Origin of the sequence: Pseudomonas sp. 86_A, from assembly GCF_017491705.1 — a bacterium.
GTDB classification, from domain to species: domain Bacteria; phylum Pseudomonadota; class Gammaproteobacteria; order Pseudomonadales; family Pseudomonadaceae; genus Aquipseudomonas; species Aquipseudomonas koreensis.
This window is the reverse complement of sequence record NZ_JAFGYS010000003.1, coordinates 175,682-192,136: the sequence shown is the minus strand read 5'-3', so window position 1 is coordinate 192,136 and position 16,455 is coordinate 175,682. Positions and strand designations below refer to the sequence as shown.

The following is a 16,455-nucleotide window of genomic DNA, read 5'->3' as shown; positions in this document are numbered from 1 at the left end:
TCTCCTAGATGACTTTCACGGTTTTGACTGGCCGGTCGAGGTGGCCGGCAAGACGTGAAGAACCTAGTTCACGGTGTTTTGTAATGCAAAAAATTATTTATTTAAAATTTAAATAAACTTTTTATTCTGTTTTTAAACGCCGATTTTCTCATTTGAAAACAAAAAACTAAGCGGCCAATTTCATTAGCTAGCTTGCTACCGTCAATTTGCAGACGTCTTACAGAAATTTCCGAAATGGAAAATCTGCGTTACGCATCGTAAAGAAAAGTTTACGAAAAGCCCGGTAAAGCCCAGTGGATTTACCTCCTTGCCGACGCTGTAAGGAAAACCTGCCGAAGCCAGGCCGCAAAGGCATCACGCAAGGCTCTGGCGCGCTTGTTTCAGCACCGTTTGCAGGGTGAGATGCGCCTCATGCCTGCCGTGCAGGTGCATAACAAGAAGGAGGCGCAATGAACGCCGTGATCGATCTTCACTTCTCTCCGTGGGACGGTTTTTCGCTCGTCCCCGTCGATGGCCTGCAAAGGCCTGACTCAATTTTTGCAGCCGCCCGAACATCTCGAGGCGGACCCACGCAATCCCGGCAAGCGCCACGCTGATCCAGCGGGGTCTGGCAGCAGGGGGTTAGCGGTGTACAATGCGCCGCGTTTTAACTGTGACCCTCTGCGTAATCGCGCAAACCTCAAGGCCATCCGCCTTGTTCACTCCGCCGCGCCACAAGCGTGTCGGGTTCGATTTCGTCACAGATAAAAACAAACAGGTGACGCATGACCGTTGTAATTAAGCTGAACTCCTGGTGCCTGCGCTGGGGTTTGATCGGGGCTGCCTGAAATCGCAACCTTGCAGCAACGTCTACTGAACATCATCAAACCTTGCGTGAGACCTTTTTCATGAGTGGACAAAACTCGCAATCAGGCGAGCTGAAACGCGGCCTGAAAAATCGCCACATTCAACTGATCGCCCTCGGTGGCGCGATCGGTACCGGATTGTTCCTGGGTTCGGCCGGGGTCCTGAAATCCGCCGGCCCGTCGATGATCCTCGGCTACGCCATCTGCGGCTTCATCGCCTTCATGATCATGCGCCAGCTCGGCGAGATGATCGTCGAAGAGCCGGTGGCCGGTTCCTTCAGCCATTTCGCGCACAAGTACTGGGGCGGCTTCGCCGGTTTCCTGTCGGGCTGGAACTGCTGGATTCTGTACATTCTGGTGGGCATGTCGGAGCTGACGGCGGTCGGCAAGTACATCCACTACTGGGCGCCGGACATCCCGACCTGGGTCACCGCCGCCGCCTTCTTCGTGCTGATCAACGCTATCAACCTGGCCAACGTCAAAGTCTTCGGTGAAGCCGAATTCTGGTTCGCGATCATCAAGGTCGTGGCGATCGTCGGCATGATCGCGCTGGGCAGCTACTTGCTGGTCAGCGGCCATGGCGGCCCGCAGGCCTCGGTCAGCAACCTGTGGTCCCACGGTGGATTCTTCCCCAACGGCGTCAGCGGTCTGGTGATGGCGATGGCGATCATCATGTTCTCCTTCGGCGGTCTGGAAATGCTCGGTTTCACCGCAGCCGAAGCCGACAAGCCAAAGACCGTGATCCCGAAAGCGATCAACCAGGTGATCTACCGGATCCTGATTTTCTACATCGGCGCGCTGGTGATCCTGCTGTCGCTGACCCCATGGGACAGCCTGCTCGCCACCCTCAATGCGTCCGGCGATTCGTACAGCGGCAGCCCGTTCGTGCAGGTGTTCTCGATGCTCGGCAGCAACACTGCCGCGCACATCCTCAACTTCGTGGTGTTGACCGCGGCGCTGTCGGTGTACAACAGCGGCACCTACTGCAACAGCCGCATGCTGCTGGGCATGGCCGAGCAGGGCGATGCACCGAAAGGTTTGGCGAAGATCGACAAGCGCGGCGTGCCGGTGCGTTCGATCCTGGCGTCGGCGGCGGTCACGCTGGTGGCGGTGTTGCTTAACTACCTGATCCCGCAGCAAGCGCTGGAACTGTTGATGTCGCTGGTAGTGGCAACGCTGGTGATCAACTGGGCAATGATCAGCTTCTCGCACTTCAAGTTCCGCCAGCACATGAACAAGACCGGGCAGACGCCACTGTTCAAGGCGCTGTGGTACCCGTACGGCAACTACGTCTGCCTGGCGTTCGTCGCGTTCATCCTTGGCGTGATGCTGCTGATTCCGGGCATCCAGATCTCGGTGTACGCGATTCCGGTGTGGGTCGTGTTCATGTGGGTCTGCTACGTGATCAAGAACAAGCGCGGGGCGCAGCAGGCGCTGCACGCAGCGAGTGCTTCGAAGTAAGCGCTGACGCAAAAACGACAAACCCGGCCAATGTGCCGGGTTTGTCGTTTCTGGGGTTCATCCATTCCCTTGTAGGAGTGAGCCTGCTCGCGATAGCGGTAGTCAGGTAAATATTCGTCGACTGACACTCCGCTATCGCGAGCAGGCTCACTCCTAGAGGGGGTTCTTCGGGAGGCTCAGGCAGTTTCGCGGTATCCTGTGCCCTCTGAATACGGACGCTTTTCCATGCTGGTGATTTCCAACAACGTGCATCTGCCGGATGCCGAGATCGAACTGACGGCTATCCGTGCGCAAGGCGCCGGGGGGCAGAACGTCAACAAGGTCTCCAGCGCCGTGCACCTGCGCTTCGACATTCCGGCCTCGTCCTTGCCCGAGTTCTACAAGGAGCGGCTGCTGGCGCTGCGTGACAGCCGCATCACCAGCGATGGCGTGTTGATCCTCAAGGCCCAGCAATACCGCACGCAAGAAGCCAATCGCGCCGATGCGCTGGAGCGTCTGGTCGAGCTGATCCTCAGCGCCATCAAGGTTGAAAAGAAACGCCGCCCGACCAAGCCGACCCTCGGCTCGAAGAAGCGCCGGCTTGAATCGAAAACCAAGCGCGGCAGCATCAAGGCCGGCCGCGGCAAGGTGGATTTCTAGTCTTCGCGGTACTTCGCCGTGTGCTTGTACAGGTACACGCTCAGCGCCAGTCCGCTGAGCGAGGCGAGGGCGGCGAACAGGAAGATCGAGGCAAAACCGAAGCCGGCGGCAATCGCCCCGGCCAATGGCCCGGTGATCCCCAGCGACAAGTCGATGAACAACGAATACGCGCCGACCGCTGCACCCCGGCTGGAGGCCGGCACCAGGTTCACCGCTTCCACGCCCAGCGCCGGGAACACCAGCGAGAAGCCAAAGCCACTCAACGCCGCACCGGCCAGCGCCCAATGTGCGTCCGGCGCCAGCCACAACAGCAGCAGGCCGAGGGTTTCCACCGACAGGCAGGCAATCGCCACGCGGAAGCCGCCGAGGCGGTTGATCAGGTTGCCGAACAACAATCGAGCACCGATGAAGCTGGCGCCGAACAGGCTCAGGCACAGCACGGCGTTGTCCCAATGCCGGGTGGCGTAATACAGGGTGATGAAGGTGGCGATGGTACCGAAACCGATCGAGCCCAGCGCCAGACCGCAACCGTGCGGAAAGACCTTGCCGAGCACATGCATGAACGGCAGGCGTTCGCCGGCGACAATCGGTGCGGCGGTCTTCGGCCACGCCAATAACAGCCCCAAGGCCGCCAGCAGGATGATGCTGACGCCCATGCTCCACAGCCCCAACTGGCCGACCAGCCACACCCCGAACGGCGCGCCAACCGCCAGCGCACCGTAACTGGCGATGCCGTTCCAGGAGATCACTTTGGCGGTGTTCGCCGCACCGACCCGGCCGATGCCCCAGCCGATCGAGCCGGAGCCCACCAGGCTTTCCGCGCTGCCCAGCACCAGACGGCCGATCAACAGGCTGATCAGGCTGAGCATCGGCAGATTCGGAGTCCAGGCCGAAATCAGCATGAACACACCGCTCAAGCCACAACCGGCCAGACCGATCATCACCGCGCGTTTGCTGCCCTGATTGTCGATGATCTTGCCGGCGTACGGGCGGCTGAGCAGGGTGGCGAGGTATTGCACGCTGATCACCAGCCCGGCGATCACCGCGCCGAAGCCCAGGTCACTGTGGACATAGCCCGGCAGCACCGCGAGCGGGATGCCGATGTTCAGGTAGCCGATGAAGGTGAAGAGGACGATGGAAACGACTTGCAGCGTGACCGCCAGGGGACGCTGGGGTTGTGACATAGAGGGCGACATGGGACACGATCCACGGCAAAGCAGGATTAGATAGGCTGCTTATGATACCGGCGCGAATGCGTCAGGGGCGGGGAAAAGTAAAACTATTTGCCGGGTGGTGGAATCAGGGTTTGGCCGGGGCGACCAGTTGCGTGGTGACGAGGGCGGCGAGGGCGTTTTCTTCGCTGCCGAAACGGGCGAGCAGGGCGGCCTGTTTTTCCGGGGAGAGGCGGTTCCAGATCTCGATCATTTTCTCGGTGGCACCGATCAGGACGGCGGCTTGGCTTTCAGAGAATTCGTCGGTCATGGCGGGCTCGGGTTTCAGGCAGTGTGGAAAGCGCATCTTAGCGCTTTCCACACGGTCTGTACGGCGGGGTTTTACTCTTCGCTGTCGGCCTGGCGGCTCTCAACGGCTTCTTTCGGCTCGGGCTGCCCCGCACCGGCTTGTTGCGTGGTCGTCTGCTCAGGTACGTGCAGGCTTGGGAAGGGGAGATTAGGAATCTCGTGCATGGTTGCGCTCCTCGCTAAGTCTGTTGATAGATCTGGTAGATCCGCGCTTCTTGAAAGCCTGCGCAGGATACAGCAGGAAAAATGACAATCAGACTTTTAATTCAAATTAATGCGACAGATGGCCGCAGGGGAGGTCCAGACGATCAAACCTAAGGTCAGCGCAAAACACATGTAGGAGCTGCCGAAGGCTGCGATCTTTTGACTTTGCTTGTAAAAAACAAGATCAAAAGATCGCAGCCTTCGGCAGCTCCTACGGGAGTATTGCGGTGCCTGGACTATTTGCTGACGCTGGCGATGGCTTCGGCCAGCAGCGCCAGACGCGTGGCGTCGATGCCGGCGACGTTGGCCCGGCCCGAGCTGACCATGTACACGCTGTAATGCTCACGCAGCTGTTTTACCTGCTCCGGCGAGAGGCCGGTGTAGGAGAACATCCCGCGTTGCACGCCAATGTGCGCAAAGCGTTCGCGCAAACCGTGCGGCTCCAGCGCTTCGACCAGGCCGCTGCGCAACTGGGCGATGCGCAAGCGCATGGCTTCCACTTCGTCGGCCCAGCGAGCTTTCAGCTCCGGGTCGGCGAGGATGGTCGCGACCACTGCCGCGCCGTGATCCGGTGGGGTCGACCACAGGTTGCGGGCGATGTTGGCCAGTTGGCTGCGGATGTCGATCAGCTTGTCGGCGGTTTTCGCGCAGACGATCAGCGCGCCGGTGCGGTCGCGGTACAGGCCGAAGTTTTTCGAGCAGGAGCTGGTGATCAGCAGCTCAGGCACCTCGGCGGCGAACAGTCGGGTCGACCATGCGTCCTCTTCCATCCCGTCGCCAAAGCCCTGGTAGGCAAAGTCGATCAGTGGCAGCAGGTCACGGCGGCGCACCACGTCCAGCACACGTTGCCAGTCGTCATGATTCAGGTCGAAGCCGGTCGGGTTGTGGCAGCACGCATGCAGCAGCACCACATCGCCTTTCGGCACGTCGTTGAGCACGGCGAGCATGGCATCGACGTCGAGTCGGTTGTCGCTGCCCACATACGGGTAGTGACTGACCTTGACCCCGGCCGCAGCGAAGATCGTTTCATGGATCGGCCAGGTCGGGTTGCTCAGCCACACGCCCTTGCCCGGCAGGCATTGGGCGATGAAGTCAGCGGCCAGACGCAGGGCGCCCGTGCCGCCCGGCGTCTGGGTGGCGCCGGCACGCTGTTCGGCGATCAGCTTCGAGTCGGCGCCGAGCACCAGCTCATTGATGACCTTGCCGAACAGCGGGTTGCCGTGACCTCCGATGTAGGTCTTGGTGTCCTGGCTTTCGACCAGTCGCGCCTCGGCGATTTTCACCGCTTCGGGGATCGGCGTCAGGCCTTGGGCATCCTTGTAGACGCCAACGCCGAGGTCGAACTTGCGCGGGTTGTTGTCCTGCGCATAGGCCTCCATCAAACCGAGGATCGGGTCGCCGGGTACCCGGCCGATGGCGTCGAAGTGCATTACTTGCGTCCTTCTGCGGTCTTGGCCACTTCGTCAGTGCGCGCGGCCATGATGAAGTCGTTGCGGTGCAGGCCCTTGATCGAGTGGCTCCACCAGGTCACGGTGACTTTGCCCCACTCGGTCAGCAGGCCCGGGTGGTGACCTTCGGCCTCGGAGATTTCGCCGACGGCGTTGGTGAATGCCAGAGCGTGTTTGAAGTTCTTGAACAGGAAGACTTTCTCCAGCTGCATGATGCTGTCGCGTACTTCGATGTTCCAGTCAGGGATCTGCTTGATCAGGATCGGCAGCTCTTCGTCGCTGACTTGTGGCGCATCGGCACGGCAGGCTTCGCAGTGGGCTTGGTTCAAAGTGGACATGGTGTGATTCCTGAAATCGAGTGTGTTTTTTTTATAGAAGCGATCGGGCCGTCAATGCCGTCACGCTAAACCAAAGTGACGGCGACTGACAGACTCAATTGTCAGCAAAAGTCGCGGATCACGCGGCTTTCGGTTTTGGCGGAAACTTGGGTGCGTGCAACCCCAGCTGCATGCCTTGCTTGACCATGCCCATGATGTCTTCGTGGGCCAGGTCGAACAGGCGCTTGAGGTTGGGCAGGACAAAGTACAGCGGCTGCAGGATGTCGATGCGATACGGCGTGCGCATGGCTTCCAGCGGATCGAAGGCCTGATGCTCAGGCTCGTCCGACAGCGAGTAAACGGTTTCTTTGGGCGAGGACAGGATGCCGCCGCCGTAGATGCGTTGGCCTTGCGGGGTGTCGACCAGGCCGAACTCGATGGTCATCCAGTACAGGCGCGCCAGGTACACGCGCTCTTCCTTGGTGGCCTGCAGGCCGAGCTTGCCATAGGTGTGCGTGAATTCGGCGAACCACGGGTTGGTCAGCAGCGGGCAGTGGCCGAAGATCTCGTGGAAAATGTCCGGCTCTTGCAGGTAGTCCAGCTCTTCGCGGGTACGAATGAAGGTGGCGACCGGAAACTGTTTGCTGGCGAGCAATTCGAAGAAGGTCTGGAACGGAATCAGCGCCGGGACACGGGCGACCTGCCAACCGGTGGTTTCGCCGAGCACCTTGTTGATCTCGCCCAGTTGCGGGATGCGGTCGTGGGGCAGACCGAGTTTTTCGATACCGTCCAGGTATTCCTGGCACGCCCGGCCCTCGATCACTTTCAACTGGCGGGTGATCAGCGTGTTCCACACCGCGTGTTCTTCGGCGGGGTAGTCGATAAAACCTTGCGCATCGGGCTCGCGAGCCACGTATTGCGTCTGCTTCATACTGCTCTCCTGCTAGGGGAATTCGTTCTTGTTATGTCCAGCGATGGGGTCAGATTTACCTCAGAGCAGGGAGGGATGCAGCAGGTTGCAGGCGCACCTTGTAGGAAAAATCAGCGGATTTCGTAAAAAAATCGTTACGCTTTGGCGGGTATCTCGCGTTTGCGGTGATTTGCAGGTTTGAAAAGGGTTGTGGCTGTCACATAATCTTGACAACTATCTGCGCCCTCGACAGAAAAGTCTGGCGCCGTTCCCTTGCAGGAGTGAGCCTGCTCGCGATAGCGGTGTATCAGTCAGCATCAATATCAACTGACCCACCGCTATCGCGAGCAGGCTCACTCCTACAGGTATTACTGTCTTCACGGGTCATTTATATGCGTATCAAAGTCCACTGCCAGAACCGCATCGGCATCCTGCGCGACATCCTCAATCTGTTGGTGGAGTACGGGATCAACGTCGCGCGCGGCGAGGTCGGTGGCGAGCATGGCAATGCGATTTACCTGCACTGCCCGAACCTGATCAACATCCAGTTCCAGGCGCTGCGGCCGAAGTTCGAGGCGATTGCCGGGGTGTTTGGCGTCAAGCGCGTCGGGCTGATGCCCAGCGAGCGCCGGCACATGGAGTTGAACGCCTTGCTCGGCGCACTGGAATTCCCGGTGCTGTCGATCGACATGGGCGGCTCGATCGTTGCCGCCAACCGCGCCGCGGCGCAGTTGCTCGGGGTGCGGGTGGACGAGGTGCCGGGGATTCCGCTGTCGCGTTATGCCGAGGATTTCGACCTGCCGGAACTGGTGCGCGCCAACAAGTCGCGGATCAACGGCATGCGCGTCAAGGTCAAGGGCGACATCTTTCTCGCCGACATCGCGCCGCTGCAATCGGAACACGACGACAGCGAAGCCATGGCCGGTGCGGTACTGACCTTGCACCGCGCCGACCGCGTCGGCGAGCGCATCTATAACGTTCGTAAACAGGAGCTGCGCGGCTTCGACAGCATCTTCCAGAGTTCGAAGGTCATGGCGGCGGTGGTGCGCGAAGCGCGGCGCATGGCACCTCTGGATGCGCCGCTGTTGATCGAAGGCGAAACCGGCACCGGGAAAGAGTTGCTGGCGCGCGCCTGCCACCTCGCCAGTCCACGCGGACAGTCGCCGTTGATGGCGCTCAACTGCGCGGGGCTGCCGGAGTCGATGGCCGAGACCGAGCTGTTCGGCTACGGCCCCGGTGCGTTCGAAGGGGCGCGTGCGGAAGGCAAGCTCGGCCTGCTGGAGCTGACGGCAGGCGGCACGCTGTTTCTCGATGGCGTCGGGGAAATGAGCCCGCGTTTGCAGGTCAAGTTGCTGCGCTTTCTACAGGACGGCTGCTTCCGTCGAGTGGGCAGCGACGAAGAGGTGTATCTGGATGTGCGGGTGATCTGTGCGACGCAGGTCGACTTGTCCGAGCTGTGCGCCCGTGGTGAGTTCCGTCAGGACTTGTATCACCGCTTGAATGTGCTGTCGCTGCACATTCCCCCGCTGCGCGAATGCCTCGACGGTTTGACGCCGCTGGTGGAGCACTTCCTCGATCAGGCCAGCCGCCAGATCGGTTGCTCACTGCCGAAACTGGCGCCGGCAGCGATGGATCGCCTCAGTCACTATCACTGGCCGGGCAACGTGCGACAACTGGAGAACGTGCTGTTTCAGGCGGTGTCGCTGTGTGACGGCGGGACCGTGAAGGCGGAGCATATTCGCTTGCCGGATTATGGCGTGCGTCAGCCGCTTGGCGATTTTTCGCTGGAGGGCGGTTTGGACGAGATCGTCGGGCGCTTCGAGAAAGCGGTGCTGGAGCGCCTTTATTCCGAACACCCGAGCAGTCGGCAACTGGGCAAGCGGCTGGGGGTTTCGCACACCACGATTGCCAATAAGCTGCGTGAGTATGAAGTCGGTAAGGATCCAGCCGATTGACCATTGTGGCGAGGGAGCTTGCTCCCGCTGGGTTGCGCAGCGAACCCAAATCCATTCAATAGGGTGGAATCAGATATACCGCATTCGCCGGGTTTACGACTGCTACGCAGCCGAGCGGGAGCAAGCTCCCTCGCCACAGGTCCCGTTTCCATCAGCGAGAACCGGGATTGCCGCCAAGCGGCATAACACCGCCGGTTTTTCGACTTCGATACATTTCAAATTTCCCCTCGCTTGCCCTCAAGTCCTTTGTTTGCCGGGCCGCAGGCCGCCAGAAAAAAGTTGGTCTGCAAATTGCTTATGGCTCAGCAGTACAGCGGTGGGCGGCAAACGTCCGGCATGCAGAGGAAAGAGTGTGGACAAGTACCTTTATGTGGCAATGACTGGCGCCAGTCAGAACGCACTGGCGCAAAAGGCGCATGCCAACAACCTGGCGAACATCTCCACCAATGGTTTTCAGCGCGACCTGGAGCAGGCGCGTTCGATGCCGGTGTTCGGTGACAGCTTTCCGGCGCGTGCGTTTGCCATGAGCGAACGGCCCGCCACCGATTTCACCGCAGGTTCACTGGTGCAGACCGGTCGTGACCTCGACGTGGCCGTGACCGGCAACGGCTTTATTGCCGTGCAGAACCCTAACGGCGGCGAAAGCTACGTGCGCACCGGCAGTCTCAACATCGACGCCCTCGGCGTACTGCGCGCCGGCAACGGCATGCCGGTACTCGGCAATGGCGGTCCGATCGCCGTGCCGCCAGAGCAGCAAGTCGAAGTCGGCGAAGACGGCACCATCAGTATTCGTGCGATGGGCGAAGGCCCGCGCGTCATGGCGGAAGTCGACCGGATCAAACTGGTCAACCCGGACATCAAGAACCTCAACAAAGGCCTCGACGGCTCGATCTACACCAAGGACGGCCAGCCTGCGCCGGCCGACGCCAACGTCAAACTGGTGTCGGGTTTCCTTGAGTCGAGCAACGTCAACGCCGTGGAAGAAATGACGTCGGTGCTGGCCCTGGCCAAGCAGTTCGAGTTGCACGTCAAGATGATGAACACCGCCAAAGACGACGACCAGGCCATGGCTCGGGTCTTGCAGATCAGCTAATTATCAGAACGTCGCGCCGTAAAACAGGCGCACGAGGAGAATCGAATGCTTCCGGCTCTATGGGTTGCCAAAACCGGTCTGTCCGCCCAGGACACCAACCTGACCACCATTTCCAACAACCTGGCGAACGTCTCGACCACGGGTTTCAAACGTGACCGTGCCGAGTTCCAGGACCTGCTGTATCAGATCAAGCGTCAGCCAGGCGCCCAGTCGACCCAGGACAGCGAACTGCCGTCGGGTCTGCAACTGGGTACCGGTGTGCGCATCGTCGGCACGCAGAAAAACTTCACCGCCGGCAGCCTGCAAACCACCGAGCAGCCGCTGGACATGGCCATCGACGGTCGCGGTTTCTTCCAGATCCTGCAGCCGGACGGCACCACGTCCTACACCCGTGACGGCACCTTCCACCTCGACTCCAATGGCCAGATCGTCAACGCCAGCGGCTTCGCCCTGGAGCCGGCCATCGTCATCCCGAACAACGCCCAGAGCTTCACCGTCGGCACCGACGGCACCGTGTCGATCACTGTGCCTGGCAACCCGGCCGCTCAGGTGATCGGCAACCTGCAAACCGCCGACTTCATCAACCCGGCCGGTCTGCAGGCTGTGGGCAACAACCTGTTCCTGGAAACCGCTGCTTCCGGCGCGCCGCAAATTGGCACCCCGGGCCTGAACGGTTTCGGTACCACGCTGCAGAACACCCTGGAAGGTTCCAACGTCAGCACCGTTGAAGAGATGGTCAACATGATCACCACTCAGCGCGCCTACGAGATGAACTCCAAGGTGATCTCCACCGCCGACCAGATGCTCTCGTTCGTAACGCAGAATCTGTAATCAAGTCTATGGGGCGGCCATGAGGCCGCCAGCAACACCGTGAGGTAGGGTCATGAAACGCTTCGTATCTGTTCTGGCATTGGGTGGGGTCGTCTCGCTCGCGGGCTGCGTCGCACCGACGCCCAAGCCCAATGACCCTTACTACGCCCCGGTGTTGCCGCGCACGCCATTGCCGTCTGCGGCCAACAACGGCTCGATCTATCAGGCCGGCTTCGAGCAGAACCTGTACAGCGACCGCAAGGCGTTCCGGGTCGGTGACATCATCACCATCACCCTGAACGAGAAGACTCAGGCGAGCAAGAACGCCAACTCGCAGGTGGCCAAGAACAGCAAGACCGGCATCGGCCTGACCTCGCTGTTTGGCGGCGGCGGCACCACCAACAACCCGTTGGGCGGTAACGACCTGAGCCTCGACGTCGGCTACAGCGGCGACCGTGCGACCAAGGGCGACAGCAAGGCCGCGCAGGGCAACACCCTGACCGGCTCGATCACCGTGACCGTGGCCGACGTGCTGCCCAACGGCATCATCGCTGTGCGCGGCGAGAAGTGGATGACCCTCAACACCGGCGACGAGCTGGTGCGGATCGCAGGTCTGGTGCGTGCCGATGACATCGCCACCGACAACACCGTGTCGTCGACCCGTGTCGCCGATGCGCGCATCACCTACTCGGGCACCGGCTCGTTTGCCGATGCGAGTCAGCCAGGCTGGTTCGACCGTTTCTTCCTCAGCCCGCTGTTCCCTTTCTAGGTGGCTACGTTGAATCTGAAAAGCTTCATGCTGGCGGCGGCCATGATGTCCGCAGCCTTTGGTGCCCACGCCGAGCGGCTGAAAGATATCGCCAGCATTTCCGGCGTGCGCTCCAACCAGTTGATCGGTTACGGCCTGGTGGTCGGGCTTAACGGCACCGGTGACCAGACGACGCAAACCCCGTTCACCCTGCAGACCTTCAACAACATGCTCTCGCAGTTCGGCATCAAGGTGCCGCCAGGGTCGGGCAACGTGCAGTTGAAAAACGTCGCGGCGGTGTCGGTGAGTGCCGATCTGCCAGCGTTCGCCAAACCGGGTCAGCAGGTCGACATTACGGTGTCCTCCATCGGTAACTCCAAGAGCCTGCGCGGCGGCACCCTGTTGCTGACCCCGCTCAAGGGGATCGACGGCAACGTCTACGCCATCGCCCAGGGCAACCTGGTGGTCGGTGGTTTCGATGCCGAAGGGCGCGACGGTTCGAAGATCACCGTCAACGTTCCGTCGGCCGGTCGTATCCCGGGCGGTGCCTCGGTCGAGCGTTCGGTGCCGAGCGGTTTCAACCAGGGCAACAGCCTGACCCTGAACCTCAACCGTTCCGACTTCACCACCGCCAAGCGCATCGTCGACAAGATCAACGACATGCTCGGCCCTGGCGTGGCGCAAGCCATCGACGGCGGTTCGATCCGCGTCACTGCGCCGCTCGATCCGAGCCAGCGCGTCGACTATCTGTCGATCCTGGAAAACCTCGAAGTCGACCCGGGTCAGGCGGTGGCGAAAGTCATCATCAACTCGCGTACCGGCACCATCGTCATCGGCCAGAACGTGAAGGTTTCGCCGGCCGCTGTGACCCACGGCAGCCTGACCGTGACCATCACCGAAGACCCGATCGTCAGCCAGCCGGGCCCGTTGTCCAATGGCCAGACCGCTGTGGTGCCGCGCTCGCGGGTCAACGCCCAGCAGGAAGCCAAGCCGATGTTCAAGTTCGGCCCGGGCACCACCCTCGACGAGATCGTGCGGGCGGTAAACCAGGTTGGCGCGGCACCGGGTGACCTGATGGCCATTCTCGAAGCACTCAAGCAGGCCGGCGCGTTGCAAGCCGACCTGATTGTGATCTGAGGCCGGCGACCATGGATATGCGCAAAGGCAGTCTGGTGGGCACTGGCGATTCGGGTTCGTACTCCGACCTCAATCGCCTGAACCAGCTCAAGGTCGGCGACAAGAACAGCGATGCGAACATGCGCAAGGTGGCGCAGGAGTTCGAATCGCTGTTCCTTGGCGAAATGCTCAAGTCGATGCGTTCGGCCACCGAGGCGTTGGGTAAAGACAACCCGATGAACACCCCGGCCGCCAAGCAGTATCAGGAAATGTACGACCAGCAACTGGCAGTGTCGCTGTCCCGCGAGGGCGGTGGTATTGGTCTGGCCGACGTGCTGATGAAGCAGATGTCGAGGAACAAACCGCTGGCGCCGGGTGAGGCTGCTGCCGCATCCGCCGCCAAGCAGGAAGCGGCGAAAGCCGCTGCAGTGCCGACGCCGATTGCTGCCGGCACCACGGGCACCGGGCCGTTGTCGCGGCTCAATGGCGAGCGTCCGTTGTGGGCCTCGCGTTCGCTGCATGCGCCGAACACGCAGCTGGCGCACGCCAACGACATGGAAATGATCAACAAGCGTCGTCTGGCACTGCCGCCGAAACTGGCTGATCGTTTGCTCGCCGGTCTGGTGCCGCCCGCCACGCCGACGGTCGCCAATGCCTTGCCGCAACGTGCCGCGACCACTGCCGCCACCGGCGCCGGCCCGTTGTACAACGGCGACTGGCTGACCCGTGCCGAAGACGCCAAAGCGTCCGGCGGGCAGATGCAGATCTACGGTCGGGCGATGGCGCAGATTCCGCTGGCACCGGCCAAGCGCGCTTTCAGCTCCGCCGACGAATTCGTCAACACCATGCTGCCGATGGCCAAAGAAGCCGCGGCCCGTATCGGTGTCGATCCGCGTTATCTGGTGGCGCAGGCCGCGCTGGAAACAGGCTGGGGCAAATCGGTCATGCGCGCCCAGGATGGCAGCAGCAGCCACAACCTGTTCGGCATCAAGGCCAGCAGCAACTGGACCGGCGATTCGGCCCGGGCAATCACCAGCGAGTTCCGCAACGGGCAGATGGTCAAGGAGACGGCGCAGTTCCGTTCCTACGCCTCGTACAAAGACAGTTTCCACGATCTGGTGACTTTGCTGCAGACCAACAATCGCTATCAAGATGTTGTGAAGTCGGCCGATAACCCAGAACAGTTTGTACGCGAGTTGCAAAAGGCCGGTTACGCAACCGACCCCAACTACGCGACCAAGATTTCGCAGATTGCCAAGCAGATGAACAGTTTCGAAAACTACGCTGCGGCCGGCGTTTCAACGACGCCTCTATAAACATACGGTAAGGTTTGAATCATGAGTTTGCTCAATATCGGGATGTCGGGGTTGGCCGCGAGTTCTTCCTCTCTGGCGACGACAGGTAACAACATTGCCAACGTCGACACCGCCGGTTATTCACGCCAGCAAACCGTGCAGAGCACCAAGGCCTCGCAACAGTTCGGCAACGTCTTCATCGGTACGGGGACGACCCTGGCCGACGTGCGCCGGGTCTACAACTCTTACCTCGAAAACCAGCTGCATACCGCCACCTCGCTCGATAGCGAAGCGGCTGCGTACGGCGCCCAGGCCACCGCGCTGGATGGTTCGCTGTCCGATACCAACACTGGCCTGACCGGTGTGCTGCAGAAGTTCTTCACCACGATGCAAGGCGTTGCAACCTCGGCGACCGACGACACTTCCCGTCAGTCGGTGCTGACCGGTGCGCAGGCCCTGACCAGCCGCTTCAATGCCCTGGCCAAACAGCTGAACGATCAGAACACCACAATCAATGGCAACCTGGGCGACATGACGGCCCAGGTCAACAAGCTGGCGACTTCGATTGCCAATCTGAACCAGAAGATCGGCGAGATTTCCACCAGCGGCGGCCAGCCGAACGATCTGCTCGACACCCGTAACGAAGCGGTGCGCCAGCTCTCCGAGTTGACCGGTGCGCAGGTCGTTGAACGTGGCAGCAGTTTTGACGTGTATATCGGCACCGGCCAACCGCTGGTGATCGGCAACACCACTAACACCCTGAGCACCGTGCCGAGCAAAGACGATCCGACGCGCATGGCCATTCAGATGGACCGCGGCTCCAGCGTCATCGACATCACGTCGGCCATGAGCGGTGGTGAAATCGGTGGCCTGCTGACCTATCGCAAAGAAGTGCTCGACCCGTCGCTCAATGAGTTGGGGCGTGTCGCGCTGGTGGTGGCCGACCAGGTCAACAGTCAACAAGCCCAGGGCATCGACAAGAACGGTGACTTCGGCGCAGCGATTTTCAACAACATCAACAGTGCTGCACTGATCAGCCAGCGCAGCATTGCGCAGTCGGGCAACAGCGCCGGCTCGGGCAATCTCGATGTCACCATCAAGGACACCGGCAAGCTGACCACCAGCGATTATCAGGTGACCTTCACCAGCGCCACCAACTATTCGGTCAAGCGCTCCGATGGCACCGACCTGGGCTCTTTCAGCACCACGACCACGCCACCGCCAGTGATCGACGGCTTCACCCTGGCCCTCAACGGCGGCGCCCTGAGCGCTGGCGACACCTTCAAGGTGACCCCGACCCGTAACGCGGCAACCAGCATTCAGACGGTACTGACCGATCCGAAGAAAATCGCCGCAGCTGCACCGTTGACCGGCGTGGCCAGTGCCAACAATTCCGGCACCTACACCCAGCCGACGCTGGCTGAAACGGTCGATATCTACAACCCCGCCTCCCAGGCCGAGTTGCAGAATGCGCTCAAATACTCCACGCCAGTGAAACTGGTGTTCGGTGCGGTCGCCAGCGGCAGCCAGTCGTACAACATGGTCGACGCCAAGGGCAACACCATCGGCTCGGGCACCATCGTGCCGGGGCAGGCCAACACCCTGAACCTGAAGGTCGGCATGGTCGACTCCACCGGCGCGCCGGTGATGGACACCACGGTCACGCCGAACGTGCAGAAGACTTTCACCGTGCAGACCACCGTGGGCGCGACGCCGAAGTCCGGCGAAACCTTCACGATCAACCTGACCGGCGCGGCCTCGTCCGACAACCGCAACGCGCAAGCCCTGGTCGGCCTGCAGACCAAGCAGACCGTTGACACCGGCACCGGCAGCAAAGGCATCAGCCTGACCGACGCCTATAACAAGCTGGTGACCAACGTCGGTACCAAAGCGGCGCAGAGCAAATCGGACAGTGAGGCCACCTCGGCGATCCTGGATCAGGCCAAAGGCGCGCGTGATTCGCTGTCCCAGGTCAACCTCGATGAAGAGACCGGCAACCTGGTCAAGTATCAGCAGTACTACACAGCGTCTTCGCAGATCATCAAAGCTGCGCAGGAAACCTTCGCCACGCTGATCAACAGTCTTTAAGGAGTC

At 61.0% G+C, this 16,455-nt stretch carries 15 protein-coding genes; 9 read left to right on the top strand and 6 right to left on the bottom strand.

Going from position 1 to position 16,455, the window contains the following annotated elements:
* Positions 1-887: 887 nt before the first annotated feature.
* Positions 888-2,306: an amino acid permease gene (locus J5M57_RS06465; protein WP_064586539.1), complete on the top strand. Its 1,419-nt coding sequence runs from the start codon at positions 888-890 to the stop codon at positions 2,304-2,306.
* A 225-nt stretch (positions 2,307-2,531) separates the two neighbouring features.
* Complete coding sequence (arfB, locus tag J5M57_RS06460; RefSeq protein ID WP_207848231.1) at positions 2,532-2,945, top strand: alternative ribosome rescue aminoacyl-tRNA hydrolase ArfB; 414 nt, start codon at positions 2,532-2,534, stop codon at positions 2,943-2,945.
* Here the strand turns inward: arfB and J5M57_RS06455 are convergent.
* The 6 genes from J5M57_RS06455 to phhA all read right to left on the bottom strand — a co-directional run bounded on the left by J5M57_RS06455 (position 2,942) and on the right by phhA (position 7,365).
* On the bottom strand, positions 2,942-4,129 hold the full coding sequence (locus J5M57_RS06455) for an MFS transporter (RefSeq protein WP_207848306.1): 1,188 nt from the start codon (positions 4,127-4,129) through the stop codon (positions 2,942-2,944). The genes arfB and J5M57_RS06455 overlap by 4 nt on opposite strands.
* A gap of 115 nt (positions 4,130-4,244) precedes the next feature.
* Entirely contained in the window at positions 4,245-4,427 is a 183-nt protein-coding gene (locus J5M57_RS06450; RefSeq protein WP_003222790.1) for a hypothetical protein, read from the bottom strand.
* Positions 4,428-4,498: 71 nt separating this feature from the next.
* Positions 4,499-4,630, bottom strand: coding sequence for a hypothetical protein (locus tag J5M57_RS29065; RefSeq protein WP_257737112.1), 132 nt, complete (start codon positions 4,628-4,630; stop codon positions 4,499-4,501).
* Positions 4,631-4,905: 275 nt separating this feature from the next.
* Entirely contained in the window at positions 4,906-6,099 is a 1,194-nt protein-coding gene (locus J5M57_RS06445; RefSeq protein ID WP_207848230.1) for an amino acid aminotransferase, read from the bottom strand.
* Positions 6,099-6,455: a 4a-hydroxytetrahydrobiopterin dehydratase gene (locus J5M57_RS06440; RefSeq protein ID WP_003222798.1), complete on the bottom strand. Its 357-nt coding sequence runs from the start codon at positions 6,453-6,455 to the stop codon at positions 6,099-6,101. The genes J5M57_RS06445 and J5M57_RS06440 overlap by 1 nt, the downstream gene beginning before the upstream one ends.
* Positions 6,456-6,573: 118 nt before the next feature.
* Entirely contained in the window at positions 6,574-7,365 is a 792-nt protein-coding gene (gene phhA, locus J5M57_RS06435; protein ID WP_047292472.1) for a phenylalanine 4-monooxygenase, read from the bottom strand.
* 371 nt (positions 7,366-7,736) lie between these two features.
* Between phhA and J5M57_RS06430 the strand changes: the two genes are divergently transcribed.
* The 7 genes from J5M57_RS06430 to flgK all read left to right on the top strand — a co-directional run bounded on the left by J5M57_RS06430 (position 7,737) and on the right by flgK (position 16,449).
* Positions 7,737-9,299 (top strand): sigma-54-dependent transcriptional regulator, encoded by a 1,563-nt coding sequence (locus J5M57_RS06430; RefSeq protein WP_169840993.1) that lies wholly within the window; start codon positions 7,737-7,739, stop codon positions 9,297-9,299.
* A 352-nt stretch (positions 9,300-9,651) separates the two neighbouring features.
* Positions 9,652-10,392 (top strand): flagellar basal body rod protein FlgF, encoded by a 741-nt coding sequence (locus J5M57_RS06425; protein ID WP_007965507.1) that lies wholly within the window; start codon positions 9,652-9,654, stop codon positions 10,390-10,392.
* Positions 10,393-10,437: 45 nt separating this feature from the next.
* Positions 10,438-11,223, top strand: coding sequence for a flagellar basal-body rod protein FlgG (flgG, locus tag J5M57_RS06420; protein WP_003222804.1), 786 nt, complete (start codon positions 10,438-10,440; stop codon positions 11,221-11,223).
* A 52-nt stretch (positions 11,224-11,275) separates the two neighbouring features.
* Positions 11,276-11,971, top strand: a complete 696-nt coding sequence (gene flgH / locus J5M57_RS06415; protein WP_169840992.1) for a flagellar basal body L-ring protein FlgH — start codon at positions 11,276-11,278, stop codon at positions 11,969-11,971.
* A gap of 27 nt (positions 11,972-11,998) precedes the next feature.
* Positions 11,999-13,087 (top strand): flagellar basal body P-ring protein FlgI, encoded by a 1,089-nt coding sequence (locus J5M57_RS06410; protein WP_150113624.1) that lies wholly within the window; start codon positions 11,999-12,001, stop codon positions 13,085-13,087.
* Between the two features lie 11 nt (positions 13,088-13,098).
* The gene (flgJ, locus tag J5M57_RS06405; protein ID WP_207848229.1) at positions 13,099-14,382 is read left to right on the top strand and encodes a flagellar assembly peptidoglycan hydrolase FlgJ; all 1,284 of its coding nucleotides are present in this window, start codon (positions 13,099-13,101) and stop codon (positions 14,380-14,382) included.
* Between the two features lie 21 nt (positions 14,383-14,403).
* Entirely contained in the window at positions 14,404-16,449 is a 2,046-nt protein-coding gene (gene flgK / locus J5M57_RS06400; RefSeq protein ID WP_207848228.1) for a flagellar hook-associated protein FlgK, read from the top strand.
* The last annotated feature ends 6 nt before the right edge of the window (positions 16,450-16,455 follow it).

Coding starts and splice junctions, on each gene's coding strand:
- J5M57_RS06465 (WP_064586539.1), top strand. CDS start 888: ATGAGTGGACAAAACTCGCAATCAGGCGAGCTGAAACGCGGCCTGAAA.
- arfB (WP_207848231.1), top strand. CDS start 2,532: ATGCTGGTGATTTCCAACAACGTGCATCTGCCGGATGCCGAGATCGAA.
- J5M57_RS06455 (WP_207848306.1), bottom strand. CDS start 4,129: ATGTCACAACCCCAGCGTCCCCTGGCGGTCACGCTGCAAGTCGTTTCC.
- J5M57_RS06450 (WP_003222790.1), bottom strand. CDS start 4,427: ATGACCGACGAATTCTCTGAAAGCCAAGCCGCCGTCCTGATCGGTGCC.
- J5M57_RS29065 (WP_257737112.1), bottom strand. CDS start 4,630: ATGCACGAGATTCCTAATCTCCCCTTCCCAAGCCTGCACGTACCTGAG.
- J5M57_RS06445 (WP_207848230.1), bottom strand. CDS start 6,099: ATGCACTTCGACGCCATCGGCCGGGTACCCGGCGACCCGATCCTCGGT.
- J5M57_RS06440 (WP_003222798.1), bottom strand. CDS start 6,455: ATGTCCACTTTGAACCAAGCCCACTGCGAAGCCTGCCGTGCCGATGCG.
- phhA (WP_047292472.1), bottom strand. CDS start 7,365: ATGAAGCAGACGCAATACGTGGCTCGCGAGCCCGATGCGCAAGGTTTT.
- J5M57_RS06430 (WP_169840993.1), top strand. CDS start 7,737: ATGCGTATCAAAGTCCACTGCCAGAACCGCATCGGCATCCTGCGCGAC.
- flgG (WP_003222804.1), top strand. CDS start 10,438: ATGCTTCCGGCTCTATGGGTTGCCAAAACCGGTCTGTCCGCCCAGGAC.
- flgH (WP_169840992.1), top strand. CDS start 11,276: ATGAAACGCTTCGTATCTGTTCTGGCATTGGGTGGGGTCGTCTCGCTC.
- J5M57_RS06410 (WP_150113624.1), top strand. CDS start 11,999: ATGCTGGCGGCGGCCATGATGTCCGCAGCCTTTGGTGCCCACGCCGAG.
- flgJ (WP_207848229.1), top strand. CDS start 13,099: ATGGATATGCGCAAAGGCAGTCTGGTGGGCACTGGCGATTCGGGTTCG.
- flgK (WP_207848228.1), top strand. CDS start 14,404: ATGAGTTTGCTCAATATCGGGATGTCGGGGTTGGCCGCGAGTTCTTCC.